This window comes from Lactobacillus sp. ESL0681, assembly GCF_029392835.1.
In the GTDB taxonomy this organism is placed as follows: domain Bacteria; phylum Bacillota; class Bacilli; order Lactobacillales; family Lactobacillaceae; genus Lactobacillus.
The window spans coordinates 727,890-748,693 of sequence record NZ_CP113943.1; the positions used below are offsets into that span (position 1 = coordinate 727,890).

Sequence of the window (20,804 nt, forward strand, 5' to 3'; positions counted from 1 at the left end):
ATTAATCGTGATCTCGAGATCATATTAACTTGTTTTAAATTTTAATTTTATAATTCGAAAGGAACAAAATATGAAAGCAATTACCTATCCCAACATTTCTTTAGCTGCAAATTTAAAAACTGGTGGTAACACCGGAGTTTATCAAAACGTGGTACAAAAAGGCAATGTTGGTTCTAGTTATGTTTATGCTATGCAATTACATAAGAAACTGGACTCAAAAACTAATAAAAAGGTTGAACTCAACTCTGTACTTCGAGCTGTACCTAAAGCTAGTCCTTCCACTCCAATTACCTATGGATCCGCCATATTAAACATGAAAGATCTGGCCTGTAGTCATAGTCAAACTTGGGAATACGCTGGTAGAAAAGGAGAATGGTTTATTGGGACTAAGGGTGTTAAGACAGATCCTGGCAGTAAGTATAAGTGGGCAACACAAGTAGCTCGAGTATCAATGCCACCTGATAAAACAACGTATACTAAGAATACACAATTACCTAGATTATCACATCTTGATCAAGCTGGTGGTTTTAACATTAATCTTAAGCGATCGGAAGCTGCAATATCTCCTAATCACATGTACTTCTTAATTGCTACTATTGATCTTAATAATAACGGATATTTTTCTCTCTATAGACTTACTGATATCAACAATGCGTTAGATGAATATGGAACTACTGCATGCAGTATTACTAACTTACAACCAGTTATTGAGTACCCAGCATTTAGTATTTCCAATATGGCTGGAATTGGTGGCTTAATAGGTTCTATCCAAGGCTATGATATTGATGATGACTGTAATATTTATATTTCCAGTGAAACCCCGCCTTCTGAGGGTAGTTCCTCAGAACCACGTCATATTTACAAAATACCATGGGGCGCTGACGCCACACAACAATATACTTGGACAGATATCAACTTAATTAATAATACAAATGTTGATTACAAAGGGTATGCTACTGAATTTGAAAGTGTACAGGTCATTGATGAAAATCATCTTTATCTAACAGTGGCTTATCATGGATATTACTATAAAAAGAATTCAAAAGGTAAAAAGATAAAAACCTGGGGAACAATCAATAATCGAATTTACGAAATTCAATGGTAAATATAATTTAAACTAAAAATATCGCTAGGTCTCTGACCTAACGATATTTTTGTTTATTTTTCTAATGAGTCCTCCGTTTACTCGTCCATTCTTACAAATGTCACTTTTATGAAATCGCTAACCTTAATCCTAGCCCTAAAAACAACAAACATGTTATGCTAATTGAGACAGAGCTATTCAAGCATTACGTTCTGCCATGGTAAACTTCACCATTTTAATCATTAACAACATTATTCTTAGTAATAATGCTGTTTTTTTATTTTTAGTGACTATAATAGTAGTCTTCATCGTTATTTGAATCACTGCATTCATTACCGATTTTCGAAAATAAATTTATTACTTGGGATAGCTATTTTTATAACTTGTACGAAAAAACCTCCAAGCTGGTTTTAACTTGGAGGTTCGATTTAACCAAACCAATACGTACGATGAATTGTCTTAAATAAATGTGTACGTTTGCTATTAGAGTAATACTTTATAATAGTTTCTTGACCTATTCTAGCTGTATAACCTACAGGAGTTTTAGCCATAATATTTCTTAAATTCGAAGTTGGCCAAACATCTGGATGCTGTGTGGCTATTGCACTACTAACTGTATATATACCATATATGGTCTTAGCATATTTGTTAACAATTAATGGAGATAAAACAGTTTCAGTAATTACCTTTGCTACACGCTTAGTTTTCGTAGACATGACATTAGTTGTACCTGACCATTTACTCTTAGAAAAGTTTGAATATCCTAACTTTTTATATCCTTCAATACTATTTGGACTAGCACTGCTACGTAGCGAATCATCATTAAAAGATACTGGTTGTATTTTTTCAGAATCTTGATAAGATATAGTACCAACAGATACTGGTTGTACTTCTTCAGAATCTTGGTAAGATATAGTAGCATCGCTTGCATTAACTTGACTAGAACTACTAATTAACAAACCACCACTAATTAAACATAATATTGAAATTGCATATAAAGATTTTTTCATTCGAATTCACACTTTCTTTATACATAGTCTACAGTTTAGCATTATCATAAAATTTAAAAATAGGAGCTTAACCATGTACAGCAGCATTATATATTTATTATTAATCATTTCGATATCAACTTGGACATATCAGAAGCATATATCTGATAATAGATTGAAATATATTGAATACACTAGTAACACTTTATTAGTAATAGCAATTATTACCCAATTTATATTTCTGATATTCTTTAAGAAGTCTTTTTTGATCAGTGATGATAGTAGTAAAATTATTTTAGCAATAGTTTTATTACTGTCGGCATGCATATTTAAGATTGTTAATACCAAAAGTAAATATCATAATTTTTTAAAAGAACTATCTAATCAATTCCTGATACTTGCAATTATGCTTTTTATTGATGGAAATGTAGTCCCTTTGTTTAACTAGACCAACAAAGCTTTTACTTTTCATGTTATCTCTTCCCTTCAACTTTATATCATTTAAAAAAGAAAATCGTGTCTTTAATGACACAATCTGACAAAAAACAAGCAAAAGTGATCCACCTCACTTTAAACAAAATTGCTACCATGTAATAGCCAAAAAACAGCGTTTAGCACCCTTTCCATTAACAAAAGTGATATACAATGTCAGACGTTCCTAATCAATACTTTTTGCTTTTATTAATCCAATCTTCTAATTCCTGATCTGTATCTATGCAAGATAATGTTCACTTTCTGTTAGGCAAGATCAATCTGACAATAAAAAAACCAACAGCTCTAATATCTATTGGTTTTTGTCTATTCATTTTTAATAATTACCTTTGTTCCAGTGGGAATATTATCTTTAAGCCATAACGAGTCGGCTACACTTAAACGAATACAACCATGAGAGGCTGGCTCTTTACCCAATTTTCGTGCTTGCGTCAAATTATATTTACCATTATTCTTGGTTGGCACGGAGTGAAACAGATAGACATTCTGTTCATCCCAACTGGTCCAATTATTGGCACCTTCATTCAAGTTTGGATTATAAAAGGCGTCTCCTCGCCCACCTTGAATCTTAAAAGTGCCAAGTGGCGTCAATGATTTACTCTTCTTAAACAATCCACCACTAGCGAGCATCGTATAAATTCGTTCATTATTACGTAAAATATAAACTCGATTTCCTTTAAGTGAAACCCGAATCGTTAAATCATTTTCTATTCGCTTAATTTTAGGATATGCTCTAACCTCACTTGATCTGCGCCAATCATAGGGTTTGCGTAAAGTAGCAGGATCGCGATATGGACGATAAGTTGGCTGCGATTTTTTGACCAAGGATTTTTTAGGCGCTACTTGTTTAACATCAATTTTATTTGGTGGCATTGAAACTCGCGCTAAACTAATTACTCCAATTAATGCTATTGCTAAAAAAGTACCCCATTTCAGCAACCTATTTTTCATACGCTCTTCCTCTTTTCCGCTTTATATCACTTATTTACTAGCATACTGCTGCATTAACTGCGACAACAATTCACTCAGACTAGTTGGCTTAACCACATAATTATTTTGGGCTAACACATCCCCTGCTAGAGAATGCAGATATACAGCAGCTAAAACACTGTCAAGCTCGCCGCCAAATTGCGCGGTAAACCCACCAATAATTCCTGCAAGGGTATCACCCATTCCACCAGTCGCCATACCAGGATTGCCGGTTGGATTGACAAAAACTCTGCCCTGATTATCATAAACATGTGTCTGATTTGATTTTAATACTAAAATCGCTTTTTGCTGATCAATCAGCTCATTAAACGCTGCTAAATTAGCACTGTCAGTTTGATAAGGTATCTTTATTCCACTTAAACGTTGCCATTCCATTTGATGCGGCGTCAGCACAATTGTCCCGGCATGCTTTGGCAACAATTGCCGCTCTTGAGCAAGTATATCAAGCGCATTTGCGTCTAAAACTAATGTCTGTTTGCTAGTAGTATATTCTCCTATTAGTTGTAAAATTTGTTTAGCAAATTTACCAGTTCCTAATCCTGGACCACAGACTACAACATCGACTTTGCCAATCAAGCTAGCTAAATTATGATCACGCCAATCAAGATACATTGCTTCAGGGTCGCGAGCATGAAGTGCGGTTAGATTAAGCGAATGCGTCGCTACGGCCACTAAGCCCGCACCAGTATTGAGCGCACCCTCTGTAGCCATAATAATTGCACCACCATAATTTTCGTTGCCACCGATTAGCAATACGCGACCATAATCTCCTTTGTGTGTTGCGCTATGTCGTTTTTTAATCACTTTGGTCAAAATATCTGCTTTAATTTCACTCATATTATTCTCCAAAAAGCCAACGCCAGAAACGAACAAATATATTAACTTTGTCAGTTGCTTGCAATGAGCTAGCTGGCATACGTAAACCAGTAGGATTCTGTACAGACAACAACTTCTGCTTGCCAACTTTAAACTGATAAGCATTGATTATTTGTCCGCGCTTTATTGGCGCCTCAACACTCGAATTGACTAATTCTACCTGCAATTTTGGACCATTTACTGGTAGCCAAATCGCTGAGGCACTCTTCATTCCTAGATTAACCTGCTTTTGCTTACCATTCTTAACCTTCATCTTGGTTAAACCCGTGATTACTTCGTTTGGTTTAAAGATCAATGGTCGATAATTCTGATAGAGATATTGCAATAAATGGCTAGTCTGAACGAAACGAGCCGGATCCGTCGGACTCTTGTGCGCTGCTCCAAGTACTACCGTAATAACACGTGCTCCCTCATGTTTAGCTGTAGCAATAAAACAAGCACCAGCTGCATCTGTTGTCCCAGTCTTGAGACCATCAACTTTTAGTTGCGGTTGATATTGCGGCAAGCCTTTAAGCATCCAATTAAAATTAGTCATAGGATAGCGCTGATTTTGATCAACAAAATCACGTCTCGCAATCGTAGTAGTCTGTACCACATCAGGAAAATCCTGCAATAATCGCTGCCCGACAATTGCCATATCTCTAGCGGACATTTGATTTTCTGCATCAGGATCTGCATTAGGGTATGCATCACTGCCGACACTCTTATTAGGTAATCCACAAGTCGTATAAATTTTGGCATCCGTAATTTGCCACTTACGCAGCTGCTCGCGCATCTGTCTTACAAATGCCTGCTGCGAGCCACTGACAGCTTCAGCTAGTAGCATCGCAGCACCATTAGCTGACTCAATTAAAGTTGCTTGATAAAGCTGTTTAACCGTGTATGAATGCCCTGCTTTTAATGGTACATTGGAAAAATCCCGATTGCCTGCTACTTTGACAATTGCCGGCGTTGGTGTAATTTTAGTTTGCCAAGTAATTTTTTTTCGTTGAATTGCCTGCAAAGTCAGGTAAGCTGTCACTAACTTAGTCATTGATGCAATTGGTAGCGGCTGATTAATATTTTTGCCGTATAAAAGTTGACCAGATTGACTATCGATCGCAATTGCCGCCTTAGCATCCAATTGCAAATCATTATGATAATTAGCAGGCAGCTCTTGGGCACTGACTTTATGAATTGGCAGCAGTAATAATACGGCTACTACAGCAATTATTACCTGCTTAACTCTTCTTTTACAATTCATAGAATCTCCTTTACCAAAAATTTTTGAGATAAATTACTATTTATGCTTACATTTTACCAAATTTTTGGTATGATTATTACTGTATTAAAAATTCTTAAGCCCCGATGGCGGAATTGGCAGACGCGCAGCGTTCAGGTCGCTGTTTAGGTAACTAAGTGAAAGTTCGAATCTTTTTCGGGGCATCAATCTTTAAGAGCTAATCAAATTGATTAGCTTTTTTTGTAAAATCAACCTCAAATTTCAGTAAAGGAAGGCCAATATGCGAAAAAGATTAACTAAATCTCATAATAAAATAGTTGCTGGTGTATTCGGCGGAATCGCTGAATACTTTAATTGGGATAAGGCTTGGACTAGAATCTGTGGTTGCGCGCTAATGCTTGTTTCCGGTTGGGGTATCATCCTTTACATCGTTGCTGCTATTGTAATGCCTGAGGCAAATCACCACACTCATGTTACAGATGGTGAATTTCATCAATCATAAAATTGCATCTTGTAACAGCAATTGATAAAATAAAGTTCCTTGGCAGGGGCAGCCAAAAGTAAATCAGCTTTTGACAAAACCAAAAAGACGCTATCATTCACAATTGAATGATGGCGTCTTTTTTATGCTTTAATATGCAATTTAGCTAAAATTGCCGTAAATTTATTACCTAAAATCTTTTGTGCTAATTCTGACTTAATCGTCATAACTACGTAGAATATTGCACCAACTAGTACTGCAATAACAACAATAATCAAAGCATGCAAGCGATTAGCAGGACTTAGGAACAGTTCCAAGCCTTTTTCTACTGCTAATACTAGCAAAAACATTAATACTGAAAATGCAGTAATCCCGATAAAACGGCGACTAGTTCGACTAGCATTGAAATGATAATTAACCCTTAAATGCTTCAAAGCCAACCAAATAATTGCTAACATCCCAACATTAGTCGCAACTAGCGGCCCAAAGGCCTTAAATAAGTATACCATTGGATATTGCACAACAAACTTAATTATCAACCCAAGAATCAGATATTTAATTGCCAGACCATTTTCAGATAAACCTTGCAAAATTGCTGTCAAAACAGTAAATAAACCTAAAGTGATTGCCGTAAAAGCTGAAAGATACAAGATGTTGGAACCCAGCTGATCAAAGCCATAAAAGATAGTATAAATTGGCTTGGAAATTGCTGCCATACCAAACGCTGCCGGTATCATCACAAACAAAAATAAATCAATAATACTACCAATCTGTCTGGAAATGCCATGCTGATCATGTTTCGTGTGTGCTGCAGATAATAGTGGAATTGCCGTAACCGCCATTGCGCTAGCTAGCGAGACAATAATCATAATTAGCTTGTTAGCATTAAGTGCAAATAAGGCGTACCAAGTTTCAATCGTATTTGTAGATACCTTCATGATACTAGCAATCATCGGATGAAAAGTATACTGATCAATCAAATAGAATAATTGAATTCCAGCATCTGTTATAACGAAAGGCACTGCTTGACCAATGATTTCCACAAATAAGTCTTTAGTAGAAACTTGTACCTTATTAGCAGAATTAGCCACTAATTCGTTCATCTGCTTGCGTCGAGAAAACAAAAACCACGCTAAGATACCAATCCCAAAGGCCGCCCCAATTGCAGCAGCAAAGTTCGACTGGACAACTGCATCAACATAAGAACCGTGTTGCACTTGCATAATGACATAAGCAGTCAGAAGTATCCATGTAACCCGCGCAAGCTGCTCCACAAATTGTGACATTGCGGACGGCATCATGTCAGTATATCCCTGGAAATACCCGCGCATAAAACTCAAAATCGGAATAATTAAAATCGCATACGACAAACTCCGCATTACTGCAATTTGGCGTGGATCGCTACTTGACCCATTTGATGCTAGTAGTGGCGAAGCAAAATACATTACCGCCGCCGAAATTACCCCTAACGCTGCCATTAGTAGTAAGCCTTTGCGGAATAGCTTTTGTCCAACCTCATATTCATTTAGCGCGTTATATTTGGCTACCTGCTTAGCAACAGCACCAGGAATCCCAGCAGTTGAAATCAAAATAAAGATACTATAAATATTATAACTTCTAGCAGTTAACGCATTAGCGATATTACCATAAGGTGCCATCCACATAAACCAAGGAATAATATATAAAGCACCTAAAATACGAGAGGTAATTGAGCCAAAAGTCATCCATGCACTACCTTTGATAAAGGTATCTTGCGTGCTTTGTTCTTTCAAATTATTTTCTTTCATTAATTTTCCCTAAATCTAATGTTCTAACTATCCTATTTTGAAACAAACAGGCAGATTAACAACAAAATAACTATTCTTTTTAGGAAAAATTAAATTTTATTTAGCTACAATATTAACAATCTTGTTTGGTACCACAATTACTTTTTTGATTTCTTTGCCAGTCAAGAACTTTTGCACATGTGGCAACTCTAAAGCTTGTTCTTGGACCTGATCTTTCGCAGTATCCTTATCAATCTTGAAACTACCACGCAGCTTGCCATTAACTTGAACCATAATTTCAACCGTGGCTTCGACTAATTTAGTTGCATCATAAGTCGGCCATTTGGCATAAGTAATCGATTCATCATGACCAAACACCTGCCAAATTTCTTCCATCATGTGTGGAGCAACTGGCGCCAGCAATTTAATAAAGCCTTCTGCATATTCAACTGGGATCGTTTTGGCCTTTTGTGCAGCATTAACGAAAACCATTAATTGTGAAATAGCGGTATTGAAATGATAATCTTCAAAGTCTTCAGTAACTTTCTTAACGGTTTCGTTATAAACCTTATCTAGACTACCATCATTTTCCGCAACAATATTTTCTTGCGGAATTGCCTTAAGATCAAGATCATTAACAAATAATCGCCAGACCCGATCTAAAAACTTCTTAGTCGAAGCAGGGCCATTATCGTCCCAATCAATTGACGCATCTAGTGGCCCCATGAACATTTCATACATCCGCAAGCTATCAGCACCGTATTCTTCAACCACATCTTCTGGGTTAACCACGTTACCCTTAGACTTGGACATCTTTTCATGATTCTTTAAAATCAAGCCTTGGTTATATAAGCGCTGGAATGGCTCTTCATTAGGAACGATCCCCAGATCATAAAGCACCATATTCCAAAATCTAGCATACAGTAGATGCCGCACAGCGTGCTCTGCACCACCAATATAGATGTCTACTGGTAGCCACTTCTTCAAAATATCGTAATTGGCTAGTTCCTTGTCATTATGTGGATCAGCAAAGCGTAAGAAGTACCAAGAAGAACCAGCCCAATTCGGCATCGTATTAGTCTCTCGCTTACCCTTGCGGCCATTTTTATCAACAACATTAACCCAATCTTTTAGATTAACTAGTGGACTCTCTGGAGTCCCTGAAGGCTTAATATCGGTTGCATGTGGCAGGACCAGCGGTAATTCATCTTCTGGAACCAGTGTGGTTTCGCCATCTTCCCAGTGAATCACTGGAATTGGCTCACCCCAATAACGTTGACGACTGAATTCCCAGTCACGCAGTTTGTAGTTGACCTTCTTCTCACCAACATGATGTTCTTCAAGCCAAGCTAAAATTTTCTCTTTGGCATCATCTACATTTAAGCCATTCAAAAATTCGGAATTGATGTGTGGTCCTTCGCCAGTATAAGCACTCTTACTGATGTCGCCACCTTCAATTACTGCTTTAATCGGTAAATGGAATTTTTGTGCAAATTCATAGTCACGATCATCATGAGCGGGAACTGCCATTAGCGCACCAGTGCCGTAACTTGCCAAAACATAATCAGAAATCCAAACTGGAATTGCTTCATTATTAACCGGATTAATGGCATAAGCACCAGTAAAGACTCCAGTCTTATTCTTATTTAAGTCTGTCCGTTCCAGATCAGATTTAGACTCAATTTCTTTAAGATAAGCGTCAACTTCAGCCCGATGTCCATCAGTCGTAATCTTTTCAACCAATTTATTTTCTGGAGCAAGTACTGCATAAGTTGCGCCAAACAAAGTATCAGGACGCGTAGTAAAGATGTCAAAAGACTGATCAGAATCTTGAATCTTGAAAGTAACTTGCGCACCTTCAGAGCGACCAATCCAATTACGTTGCATTTCTTTAACAGGTTCAGGCCAATCAAGGTTATCTAACCCTGCCAATAATCTATCCGCATAAGCCGTAATCCGCAGCATCCATTGCTTCATGTTCCGCCGATAGATTGGATAGCCACCACGCTCGGTTTTGCCATCAACAATATCCTCGTTAGCAACAACAGTTCCTAAATCCGGTGACCAGTTAACTGGCGCCTCAGCCTCATAAGCCAAGCCATTCTTGTACATTTGTTCAAAAATCCATTGAGTCCACTTATAATATTCCGGATCACTAGTCGCAAATTCCCGATCCCAATCATAAGAGAAACCCAATTGGTTGAGCTGCTTCTTAAAAGTTGCGATGTTTTCTTTAGTAACAACAGCTGGATCTTCACCCGTCTTTAACGCATATTGTTCAGTTGGTAGACCAAAAGCATCCCAACCCATTGGGTGCAAAACATTGTAGCCTTGTGCCCGCTTCATCCTTGAAACAATATCAGTTGCCGTATAACCCTCTGGGTGACCAACATGTAGACCTTTGCCTGACGGAAAGGGAAACATATCTAAGGCATAATAATTTTTCTTCTTAGGATCAGAACCAGTCTTAAAAGTATGGTTCTTAGCCCAATAATCTTGCCACTTTTTTTCAACAACTTTGTGATTGTACATATTCTTTACCTCATAAAAAAAAGCCCTATGAACTCACTTCATAGGACGAATAATCGCGGTACCACCTAAGTTTCACGCTCGCACGTGACCCTCAAACGCTTCCTTAACGCGGAAAGCACAACGAAAGGCTTGTTCTAGGCTCAGTTCACAATTTATTTTTTAAGTCTTGCACCGACCGACTTTTCTCTAAAGAAAAATAAAATTGCTATTAGTTCCTAACCTTTATTTTTTATTTAATAATGATTATAATTTACCACAAACACTAAAAAAAACAAGGGGAGAATATTATTTGAACAATACAAATCAACCAAAAACAGATACGATTGTGCCCGCAAGTATCTTTTTGGTTATTTACGCAATCTGGGCTATTCTAGTTTCTGCGGGCAGTAATTTTATTCAGCAATTCGATAAAATCGTAATTGGGATCGTTACCAACAATAACGAATCTATTACCCAATTTACTAAATCTTTTACTAATTTGGGTAATACCAGCGTAATTATTGCTGAAACTATAATTTTAGTAATAATTTTAGTAATTTTTAAAAAATATGCTTATGCCTTTTTTACAGCTGGTACTATGATTGCTGCTAATGGCTTTAATTGGATTATTAAACATGCAATTGCCAGACCAAGGCCAAGCGTACATCATCTCGTCTATGCAGATGGTTACAGTTTTCCATCAGGACATTCTGTCGGTAGCGCAACTTTATTTGGCATTTTAATCGTTTTAACACTTCTGTTAGTTAAAAATAAGCCACTCAAAACAATTATGTGTGCAATTTGGTTTTGCTTTCCCGTGTTAATCGGTTATACTCGAATCTTCGCGCATGTCCATTACCCTTCAGATGTAGTCGGCGGTTTTCTTGAGGGAATCAGCTTTTTACTAATCGGCTATTCTTGCTTGTATCATTACTATTATGCTAAATCATAACTTAATTTACTAACGTCAAAAAAGCTTTATTGCGTTTTAATCTGCAATAAAGCTTTTTTAGTTAGCGACTATTATCACGACGCTGCTTGCGCTGACGTTTTGCCTTGCGAATTTCATGACGTTGTTCAAGTCGGCGTTTTTGTTGCTTATCTTGTTCAACAACCCGCTTAATCTTTTTCTTATAACCAGGTTTGCGTTTCTTTTTAGCTTTTTTAACGTAGCCATTCAAGTGGTTATCAACCTGATGGGCAGATTCTTTGCGATTATTGCGGCGTGCGTAATGTTTACGCGGGACTAATTCATCATGCTTAATTTCCACAAAATCAAACTTGATGCCTAGCTTTTCTAAACCAGCAATCTTCGGCATTTCTTCTTCACGAATTAAAGTGATGGCATGACCAGAGTGACCGTTGCGCCCAGTTCGCCCGATGCGATGCACCACAAACTCTAAATTACGAGGAATTTCATAATTAATCACTAAACTGACGCCGTCAATATCCAAACCTCGCGCTGCTAAATCGGTTGCCACAACATACTGATATTGACCTGCAGCCACTTCACGCAACGCCCGCTTGCGTTCACGCTCAGTAATTCCCCCGTGAATTTTAGCCACCTTAAGACCTTGATTTTGCAAATAAGCAGTTATTTCATCCACCTTTTGCTTGGTATTAGCAAAAACTAGTGCTAAGTATGGCTGTCCCATGGTTAATAACTTATATAAGATAGTCTTTCGATTTTTGGCACCAACATCGAGCAAGTCATTTTTGACAGTCGGTGAAATCACACTAGGATTATCAATTACAATTTGTTTGGGTTTAGCCATATATTTACGCAAGAAGTTCATCAATTGGACAGGTAAAGTGGCTGAAAAAGCTGCTAAAACTGCTTTTTTCGGCAATCTTTGCGCAATAAAATCGATATCAGCTAAAAAGCCCATGTCCAAAGTCATGTCTGCTTCGTCAATAATAAAGTATTGTACGTAATCTAAAGGCAAAAGCTTCTTTTCCACAAAATCATGTAACCGACCTGGTGTGGCAATTATCAATTGAGGATTGTGATTAGTTAACTTAGTCAACTGTCTTTGGCGATCACTACCTCCAGCTAAATGCGCAATCGAAATCTTTAAGCCCGCAGCATCCCGCAATTGTCTAGCAACTTGGTACAGTTGCTCGGAAAGTTCACGACTTGGCGCAGTAATTATCGCTTGGGGAAAAGCCAGCTGCTCATCAAGCTCATTTAAGATTGGTACCAAAAATGCGTGCGTTTTTCCTGACCCAGTAACCGCCTGTACAACAGCGTTTTGCTGATCAAGTAATACTGGAATCACTGCTTCTTGCACCTTAGACGGCGTAATAAAATTAATTTTGCTCAATCCAGCTTGCAAGGCAGGCTTTATTCTTTCAGATGTAAAAATATTATTCATAATTTTTTTGATATTCCTTAGTTACTTGGACTAATTCTGCGAAAATCTGCTTTACTTCGGTCAAATCTTTCGCATTGGCACCACTTGCTAAGGCGTGTCCGCCGCCATCGTGTTTAGCAGCCAATTCGTTAATTACTGGACCTTTAGAACGATAATGTACTCGGTAAGTACCATCGGGTTTTTCCACGAAAACATTCCACGCAATGATATCTTTAATCCGACCTGGAGTTGAAACCGTGCATGAAGCTTGTTCAAAATCAACCCCCAATTTGGCTAAGGTTGCTTGTGATAGCACCGCATACGCAGCACCACTTGGGTCAGCTTCCATATAATCTAAAACGACTGCCTGTAGCTTCGCTTGTTCAAAAGTTACATCACTGATCTGACGAGCAATTTCATTAATATTAATACCAGTAGCTGTCAATTTAGCTACCACATTAAAAGTATGCTCAGTAGTTTCCGGATACATAAAGCGCCCTGTATCCCCAACAATTCCCGCATACAAAGGATAAGCGACTTGGTCAGTAAGTGGCAAGCCTTGTTCAATAATAAAGTCAGCCACAATCTGTGAAGCGGCCGGTGCATCAGCATCGACATAGCTTAAGTCAGCATATGGTTCAACATCAGGATGGTGGTCAATCTTAATTAACAAATCACCCTGATCATATAATTTGTTAGCAATCCGAGCAGTGTTGGCAGTATCGGTAGTAATAACTAGTGCTCCCTGATAATCTGTAGGCTCAACTTGATCCATTTGGTTAATCCAGCTTAAGTCGCCCTCGTCATTTTCACCTGCACATAGAATACGCTTAGCAGGAAATTTAAGTTTCAAACTGCGAGCAAGCCCAGCTTGTGACCCCAAAGCATCCGGATCTGGACTAGTATGCCGATGTAAAATAATAGTCGAAAATTGTTCGATTTTTTGATAAATTTGCGCAAAAGTGCTCATAAATTCTCCTTCAGATTTTTAAATATCAATATTTAGTTTAACAGAAAAGTTGGCTTAATCCGAAAACAAGTCTAAATCGATGTCAGAAAAATTAGCCTCGCTAAAATCTGTTGCAGTGACTCCCAACAATCTAATCCCGTCATTAAGGAAACTACTAGAAATTTGCCCAAACAAGTCACGGGCAACTTCATAAATCTGGGTACCATCATTAGTTGCCTTGCTTAGTTTTTGCCGTTTAGTGACCGTTACAAAGGAGTTATTGCGCGTTTTTAGGACAATAGTCGTTGCATAAAAGTTACGCTCTTTTAACTTGTCTGCCAAGCTACTGGCATAATTACGCAAATTGGTTAGAGCTGCTTGTTCTGCATAAACGCAGGGTTCATACGTGCGCTCAATACTAATTGATTTGCGATTACGCTCGTCATCTGGAACTACTCTAGATAAGTCAATGCCATGCGCGTGTTCTGCCATCAGATAGCCCATGCGATTAAAAGTTTTAATTAAGTCACGAACGTGAATTTCTCGTAAATCTTTACCCGTATAAACCCCCATTTTATGCAATTTTTCCTGGGTTTTAGGACCAATCCCATGAAACGCGGCAATCGGTTGTCTTGCCAAAAAGTCCTTAGCTTCACTAGGTAAAATGACAGTTCGCCCCATTGGCTTTGAATATTCAGAACCCATTTTAGCCAAAAACTTATTATAGCTGACCCCAAAAGAACAATTTAGCCCTAATTCTCGGCGAATTCTAGTTTGCAAGTCGATTGCTAATTGCACGGCAGATGTACTACCCAACTTATTTTGCGTAACATCAAGATAAGCTTCATCTAACGCAATCGATTGCACTAGATCGGTCAGATCATGCATCAATTGGTGAATTTGTGTTGAAACTTCATGGTATTTTTCAAAATCAGGCATCTTAAAAACTAATTTTTCTGCCGGAACTAACCGCACCGCCTTAATGGCTGGCATAGCAGAATGAACTCCATATTTACGAGCAACATAATTAGCAGTAGCAACCACTCCATGCCCATGATTTTGCCTTGGATCTTGCCCAATTATCAACGCCTTATTTTTCAACGAAGGATCGTCACGCATTTCAACTGATGCATAAAAGGCATCCATATCAAGATGGATAATGCGCCGATGCAGATCATTTTGAGGTAATAAACCGTCGCTCGTATCACTCATAGATCCAATGTTCTGTTGGTCTTTCAAAAATTTGGTCAGCTTCCTTAGGTCCCATGCGGTATGGCAAATATTGGGCAGGTTTTTGACCAGCTTGATCAGCCTTTTGCCAAGCCGACTCAATTGCATCAATAAATTTCCAATAAGCTTGCAATTCGCTCCAATGGGTGAAGTTAGTCGAATCATTGACAAACACGTCATGCAGCAATCTCTCATAGCCATCTGGAACTTCAGCTAACTCATCTTTAGAAAAATTATAATCCAAATTCTCACGGCGAATCCCAGTTTGACTAATCTTTTTACCATTAATCGTAATATAAATTTCCATATTAGGGTCAACAATAAGCGTAATATTATTCGAATGAGCTTGACCGTATGGATTAGATCTATGCTTTAAGACAATATCAATTCGGGTCTTCTTTTCCTTAAGTTCTTTACCCGTTCTAAAATAGATTGGCACATTGGCTATTGGACCATTTTTAAATTTCATCTCACCTGCTACAAACGTTTCAGTAGCCGAGTCTTCTGCCACATTGGCTTCTTGCAAATAACCAAAAGTTGTATCACTACCAAGATATTGCCCACGAACAAAATGCTGAGCAATTTCTGCTTCACTGGGAATAATTAGACCTGCTAAAAGTTCTTGCTTAGCTTCATGAATACTGCTGGCATTCAGGTCCTTAGGCTCAGGCATCGCCAGTAAAGTCACAATTTGAAAAATGTGATTTTGCACCATGTCTCGCAACGCTCCTGAAGTATCATAATAACCACCACGCGCTTCGACCCCTAAGCGTTCAGCCAAAGTAACTTGGATATTCTTAATTTCGGAATTATTCCACACATTTTTAATTAGCGGATTAGTGAAACGCATTGGCAAAATATTCTGCACCATTTCCTTACCTAAATAGTGATCAATGCGAAAAATATCATCTTCTGCAAATGATGCCGTTATTTGCTGATTCAACTTCTCTGCGGACGCTAATTCATGACCAAATGGTTTTTCCACCACAATCCGATTAAAACCTGAACTGGTTAAATGTTGATCATTTAAGTGAGTCGCAATTGTCCCAAAAAAGCGTGGCGCCATTGCTAGATAAAAGATGCGATTACCTTGAGCGCTATAACGATCATCAAGTTCTTGCGCTAATTCCTTGAGCGTTTCATAATGCCCAACATTAGTAACATCATGTGATTGGTAATAAAAGTGTTGTGTAAAGTCAGCCAAATTATTCTCATTGACTTCAGTATGAGTTTCATGAACTGCATCAGCTATTTGTCCCCGCAAATATTCATGAGTCCAAGGACGTCTTGCAGTCGCAATCACCGCAAAGTTATTACGAATTAGACCTTGTTCATATAAGTTAAACAAAGCTGGATATAATTTTCGATGCGCTAAATCACCACTACCGCCAAAGATGATCATTACCACTGGAATATTTTTCATAAGGACATCCCTTTCATTAACTATCATGTTACCTCTATTTTATAATATTTTTAGTCAAATATTAATCCTCGCAATCTAGAAATTAAAAAAAGGCACCAATGTTGCAAATTGATGTCCTCTTCTATTAGCTGCCAGTACTCTGGTACTTAGTCAAAAATAGTCGCCAAATTTGATAAATCGCTAGAAAAAATCCTAAGCAGACCGCCGGAATAATTAGCAGCCAAAACCACTCATGCTTAACTGCGATTGCCTCCTGCGGAATCGAAGCCACCCAGCCTAGCGGTATAACCCAAACCAAAAATATTTTTAATACGTTTGAATAAATTGCTAATGGATACTTGCTAAATTCAAAAAAATCAAAAACCGTTTCTGCCAAATCTGCTAAACCATTAGAAAACAGTGCGGCGATATTGCCAAGCAATGCAATTCCTAAAAAAATTAGTGACGTAAAAATAGCTATAAACAAAAACATTAACATGATATACCAGGGATTGTGCAAACGGATATCAACGCCAATTAACAAAACTAACGCCACTAATAAATCTCCCCACGCATCATCATCTACACGGGCATTAATTAGCTGAAATAGCGGATTAACTGGTTTAGCTAAAATTTGATCAAGTTCACCATTATGAATATAATCAGCAATGTTTAACGTGTTAATAAAAAAACAGCGAAAAATTGCAAAAGCCAGTGTTGCCAAAGTATAGGTCAGTAGCAGTTCAGTAAAATTAAAACCTTTGATTTTAGGAACCACATTAAACATAAAACGTAAGGCAATGATATTTAAAAGATTTTGCGTTATCATTCCAATAATCGCAAAATAAAAATCAATATCATAAATTGCTAGTGATTTGAGATTAGTTCGTAAATAACAGCTAAATAATTTTAAATAACGCATCGCTAACCTCCTTGAATCACAATTGAATTAACCGCATGCTTAAATAGTAGTTGCCATAACAAGTAAAATAATACTACATATCCTAACTGAATTAAGATAGTTTGACTCGCTAAAGTAAAAGTTGGATTTTGCGCTAATAAACCAATTGCGCCAAACGTATACTCAAATGGCAAGCAATGTGCAAGAGCTTTAATTACTGGCGGATAAAAGTTAGCCGGAAAGAGATTGCCAGAAAAAATCAACAAAATTGCGGATTTGAAAGTTGTAATTCCCCAAATACTACATGTATAAAACGAAAAAGTACCAATCAACAATTCCAGTTCATAATAAAGCAAATAGGCTAGCAGCCCACTGATAATCATACTTAAGCTACTTGATATCGGTATTTTAAAATCTAAAATCCAGCAGTAAAGTATGATTTCAGGAAGACCAATTATTAGTAATTTAGCAAGTGAATAGCCAATATCTTCCCACAGCAGCTTAGTAAATAACGATAGCGGTTTAATTAAATCAATTGCGATGTCGCCATTAGCAATTTCATGATAGATTTCATAACTCGCCTTAGGAAAGAGCAAACTTAAAAACTGCATTACTAACAGATAGCTGATCGTCTGCTGAAATACTTGACGCGGACGTCCTTGCAAAACAGATTGCCATAAAGAATACTCAACTACAAATGAAATTACTGCTGAAAATAATAAGAACACCAATGCTAACTTAGAGGATAAACCTTTTTTGAATCCGATTTTAAGTAATGAGAATCTAATTTTCATCCGCTGCACCTGCTTGAAAATTAGTTTGTTCTAATAAATACTCCAACTTGCGATTTTCAATCGTGACTTGCTCAACAGCATAATTATCAGTTATTTGTTTAAGTAAATGTGAAACATTTGAACGCTTGACTGCAGAAATCTCATATTCACCACTTGGTAAGCGCACTAAATTAGGCAAATCAAGCTTTGGATCAGCACAGGTAAACTTAATTGTCACTGGTAGATCAAGTTGCCTAATTTCCTGCATGCTTTTGTCAACTATCACCTTGCCATGGTTAAGAATTATTGCCCGATTACAGACACTTTCGACTTCAGTTAAATCATGGGAAGTAAAAATAATCGTTTTCTTCTTTAAGCCGTTTAAAAATTGGATAATACGCTTTTTAGAGATTATATCCAAACCAATTGTAGGCTCATCTAGAATAATTAGCTCAGGATCATGAATCAAAGCCGCAATAAACTCCGCCTTCATTCTCTGACCCAAGCTCAAGGTTCTGACTGGCTGATTAACAATCTCTTTAGCATCAAGCAAAGTAGTTAACAGCGTTAATTGCTCTTGAAATTTTTCTTCAGATATCTGATAAATCTCTTGGTTCAGCTTAAATGTATCGCTTGCTGGCAAATCCCATCTTAACTGACTTCTTTGACCAAAAACTATACCAATCTTTAAAGCATTCCTCTGCCGATTTTTTACTGGATCTAGTCCAAAAGTGCTTATTTTGCCTTGTGAAGGCTGCAAAATTCCCAGAATCAGTTTAATTAAAGTTGACTTTCCTGAGCCATTTAAGCCAACTAGACCAATACGCTCCCCAGAATTAAGCTTTAATGAAATATTTTGAACAGCAGCAATTTTTTGCGAATGGTGCTTCCATAAGCTAGCTGACTGCTTTTTTTGATAAAAACGAGTGAGATTCTCCATCTCAATTAACATGACTTTTACTCCATTCATTAGTTAATGAGTATTCTGCCATGCTAGAAATTAAGAAATTACTCTAATTTAAAGTTATTTTCTATTTGCCAGATTAGCAGAATTACTCGTTTGCTTGGTTAAATTTGTGTTTAAAATTGTATTTTTCATAGTTACCACCTTATCTTAAAAATAATATCTTCAGTATAAGTCACATGATTAAAATTGCAATAGAAAATTAAGGCAAAATAAAAAAGCACCAATAGGTACTTTTTTAAAAAGTTAATTATTCAGCACTTGGCTTGTCTTGTTCAGCTTGATCTGCAGGCTTATCAGGAGTTTGTGCTTGTTCTTCAGTTGATTCATTTGCTGCAGTTTCAGCTTGCTCTTCTTGCTTGGCTTCATTTGCTGGAATAGCAGCCGGATCAGTAGTATCGCTTGAAACAATCTGTTGCACGGCCATCCGGCTGAAAGTCAGGTAAATACCATCAGCATCAACAACCACTGTCTTATCCTTAGTATTAACGGAATCAATCTTAGCATGCAAGCCATCAATCAAGATAACATCGTCACCTTTTTTCAATTGATTCATCATTTCTGCTTTTTTCTGTTGTTGCTTTTTCTGCGGTTTAATCATCGTGAAGTACATCAGGGCAAATAACACTACTAAAAGAATTATTGACCACATGCTACCATTCATACCGCCACTAGCTTTTGCTAAAAATAAAGTATTCAATTCTACACCTCATATTCAAAATTTTCGAACAAGATTAACTATCTAATTATACAAAAAAATAGCAACAATTGCACGGCTAACCCGGAATTGGTAGCCCTAATTGTAAATAAGCCTTATCAGTGACCATCCGGCCACGTGGCGTCATGATAATAAAGCCATTCTGCAATAAGTATGGCTCATAAAGTGATTCAATAGTTTCCACATCTTCACCTGCATTAGCTGCCAAAGTACGCACACCAACTGGCCCGCCATGATAGTTTTCAATCATTACCCGTAATAACTTGCGATCAGTTTGATCAAGTCCTTCATTATCAACTTGTAATTGCTCTAAAGATGCCTTAGTAGTTTCAAAAGAAATCACCTTTTCACCTTTAACTTGGGCAAAATCCCGCACCCGTCGCAATAAGCGATTAGCAACCCGCGGCGTTCCTCGCGAGCGCCGTGCCAGCTCATGAGCTGCCTGCGGCGCAATTTCAATCTTAAATACCTTACTCGACCGCTGAATAATTTCTTCAAGTTCTGGCAGTTGATAATATTCTAAGTGTGCCATGATTCCAAAGCGATCACGCAGCGGAGCAGATAACTGTCCTGCCAAAGTCGTTGCTCCCACTAAAGTAAATGGTGGCAATGGCATATGCACTGCATGCGTAGTTTGTCCCTCACCAATCACAATATCAATGTAATAATCTTCCATAGCGGAATACAATACTTCTTCAATCGGCTTTGACAACCGATGAATTTCATCAATAAACAACACATCTCCCGGTTCAAGTTCAGTTAATAGTGCCACTAAGTCACCAGCTTTTTCAATTGCTGGCCCACTAGTACTCTTCAAATTAACTCCTAGTTCATTGGCAATCACAAATGCCAAGGTCGTTTTTCCTAAACCAGGCGGACCATAAAGTAGCACATGGTCTAACGCTTCGTCACGTTTTTTAGCAGCCTCAATATAAACCGCTAATTCTTTTTTGACTGCCGCTTGACCTAAATAATCCTTTAAAGTTTGCGGACGCAGCGACATCTCACTAGCTGTTTCTAAATCTCCTTGACTTTCTCCAGAAACGATTGGTTCTTCTTTATCTGTCACTTGTTTCACTTCCTTTGCCGTATCAGATTCTTG

18 protein-coding genes and 1 tRNA gene are annotated in these 20,804 nt (G+C 37.7%); 4 read left to right on the plus strand and 15 right to left on the minus strand.

Features of this window, described 5'->3' with window-relative positions:
* Positions 1-70 precede the first annotated feature (70 nt).
* Complete coding sequence (locus OZX59_RS03410; RefSeq protein ID WP_277126741.1) at positions 71-1,105, plus strand: helveticin J family class III bacteriocin; 1,035 nt, start codon at positions 71-73, stop codon at positions 1,103-1,105.
* Between the two features lie 407 nt (positions 1,106-1,512).
* Here OZX59_RS03410 and OZX59_RS03415 read toward each other — a convergent pair whose 3' ends face one another.
* The 4 genes from OZX59_RS03415 to OZX59_RS03430 all read right to left on the minus strand — a co-directional run bounded on the left by OZX59_RS03415 (position 1,513) and on the right by OZX59_RS03430 (position 5,674).
* Positions 1,513-2,094 carry a hypothetical protein gene (locus OZX59_RS03415; protein WP_277126742.1) on the minus strand — a complete coding sequence of 194 codons (582 nt, stop codon included), beginning with the start codon at positions 2,092-2,094 and terminating at the stop codon, positions 1,513-1,515.
* A 777-nt stretch (positions 2,095-2,871) separates the two neighbouring features.
* A complete protein-coding gene (locus OZX59_RS03420) occupies positions 2,872-3,516 on the minus strand; it encodes a L,D-transpeptidase (protein WP_277126743.1) in 645 nt (214 codons plus the stop codon).
* 30 nt (positions 3,517-3,546) lie between these two features.
* Positions 3,547-4,392: an NAD(P)H-hydrate dehydratase gene (locus OZX59_RS03425; protein WP_277126744.1), complete on the minus strand. Its 846-nt coding sequence runs from the start codon at positions 4,390-4,392 to the stop codon at positions 3,547-3,549.
* Between the two features lies 1 nt (position 4,393).
* Positions 4,394-5,674 (minus strand): D-alanyl-D-alanine carboxypeptidase family protein, encoded by a 1,281-nt coding sequence (locus tag OZX59_RS03430; protein WP_277126745.1) that lies wholly within the window; start codon positions 5,672-5,674, stop codon positions 4,394-4,396.
* A gap of 98 nt (positions 5,675-5,772) precedes the next feature.
* Here OZX59_RS03430 and OZX59_RS03435 point away from each other — a divergent pair.
* Positions 5,773-5,856, plus strand: a tRNA-Leu gene (locus OZX59_RS03435).
* A gap of 77 nt (positions 5,857-5,933) precedes the next feature.
* Entirely contained in the window at positions 5,934-6,155 is a 222-nt protein-coding gene (locus OZX59_RS03440) for a PspC domain-containing protein (RefSeq protein ID WP_277126746.1), read from the plus strand.
* Between the two features lie 122 nt (positions 6,156-6,277).
* Here the strand turns inward: OZX59_RS03440 and OZX59_RS03445 are convergent, their stop codons facing one another.
* Complete coding sequence (locus OZX59_RS03445) at positions 6,278-7,921, minus strand: polysaccharide biosynthesis protein (protein ID WP_277126747.1); 1,644 nt, start codon at positions 7,919-7,921, stop codon at positions 6,278-6,280.
* 96 nt (positions 7,922-8,017) lie between these two features.
* Positions 8,018-10,432: a leucine--tRNA ligase gene (gene leuS / locus OZX59_RS03450; RefSeq protein WP_277126748.1), complete on the minus strand. Its 2,415-nt coding sequence runs from the start codon at positions 10,430-10,432 to the stop codon at positions 8,018-8,020.
* 289 nt (positions 10,433-10,721) lie between these two features.
* Here leuS and OZX59_RS03455 point away from each other — a divergent pair, with 289 nt between their 5' ends.
* Positions 10,722-11,363 (plus strand): phosphatase PAP2 family protein, encoded by a 642-nt coding sequence (locus OZX59_RS03455; RefSeq protein WP_277126749.1) that lies wholly within the window; start codon positions 10,722-10,724, stop codon positions 11,361-11,363.
* A 61-nt stretch (positions 11,364-11,424) separates the two neighbouring features.
* Here OZX59_RS03455 and OZX59_RS03460 read toward each other — a convergent pair whose 3' ends face one another.
* The 9 genes from OZX59_RS03460 to ruvB all read right to left on the minus strand — a co-directional run bounded on the left by OZX59_RS03460 (position 11,425) and on the right by ruvB (position 20,771).
* Positions 11,425-12,786, minus strand: coding sequence for a DEAD/DEAH box helicase (locus OZX59_RS03460; RefSeq protein WP_277126750.1), 1,362 nt, complete (start codon positions 12,784-12,786; stop codon positions 11,425-11,427).
* Complete coding sequence (locus OZX59_RS03465) at positions 12,779-13,735, minus strand: bifunctional oligoribonuclease/PAP phosphatase NrnA (protein ID WP_277126751.1); 957 nt, start codon at positions 13,733-13,735, stop codon at positions 12,779-12,781. The genes OZX59_RS03460 and OZX59_RS03465 overlap by 8 nt, the downstream gene beginning before the upstream one ends.
* Positions 13,736-13,789: 54 nt before the next feature.
* Positions 13,790-14,926, minus strand: a complete 1,137-nt coding sequence (dinB, locus tag OZX59_RS03470; RefSeq protein ID WP_277126752.1) for a DNA polymerase IV — start codon at positions 14,924-14,926, stop codon at positions 13,790-13,792.
* Positions 14,919-16,367 carry a glucose-6-phosphate dehydrogenase gene (gene zwf, locus OZX59_RS03475; protein WP_277126753.1) on the minus strand — a complete coding sequence of 483 codons (1,449 nt, stop codon included), beginning with the start codon at positions 16,365-16,367 and terminating at the stop codon, positions 14,919-14,921. The genes dinB and zwf overlap by 8 nt, the downstream gene beginning before the upstream one ends.
* A gap of 124 nt (positions 16,368-16,491) precedes the next feature.
* Positions 16,492-17,268 carry an ABC-2 family transporter protein gene (locus tag OZX59_RS03480; protein WP_277126754.1) on the minus strand — a complete coding sequence of 259 codons (777 nt, stop codon included), beginning with the start codon at positions 17,266-17,268 and terminating at the stop codon, positions 16,492-16,494.
* 2 nt (positions 17,269-17,270) lie between these two features.
* Positions 17,271-18,041 carry an ABC-2 family transporter protein gene (locus OZX59_RS03485; protein WP_277126755.1) on the minus strand — a complete coding sequence of 257 codons (771 nt, stop codon included), beginning with the start codon at positions 18,039-18,041 and terminating at the stop codon, positions 17,271-17,273.
* Positions 18,031-18,972 (minus strand): ATP-binding cassette domain-containing protein, encoded by a 942-nt coding sequence (locus OZX59_RS03490; protein WP_277126756.1) that lies wholly within the window; start codon positions 18,970-18,972, stop codon positions 18,031-18,033. The genes OZX59_RS03485 and OZX59_RS03490 overlap by 11 nt, the downstream gene beginning before the upstream one ends.
* 262 nt (positions 18,973-19,234) lie before the next feature.
* The gene (gene yajC / locus OZX59_RS03495; RefSeq protein ID WP_277126757.1) at positions 19,235-19,684 is read right to left on the minus strand and encodes a preprotein translocase subunit YajC; all 450 of its coding nucleotides are present in this window, start codon (positions 19,682-19,684) and stop codon (positions 19,235-19,237) included.
* Positions 19,685-19,760: 76 nt separating this feature from the next.
* Positions 19,761-20,771 (minus strand): Holliday junction branch migration DNA helicase RuvB, encoded by a 1,011-nt coding sequence (ruvB, locus tag OZX59_RS03500; RefSeq protein WP_277126758.1) that lies wholly within the window; start codon positions 20,769-20,771, stop codon positions 19,761-19,763.
* Positions 20,772-20,804: the final 33 nt, after the last annotated feature.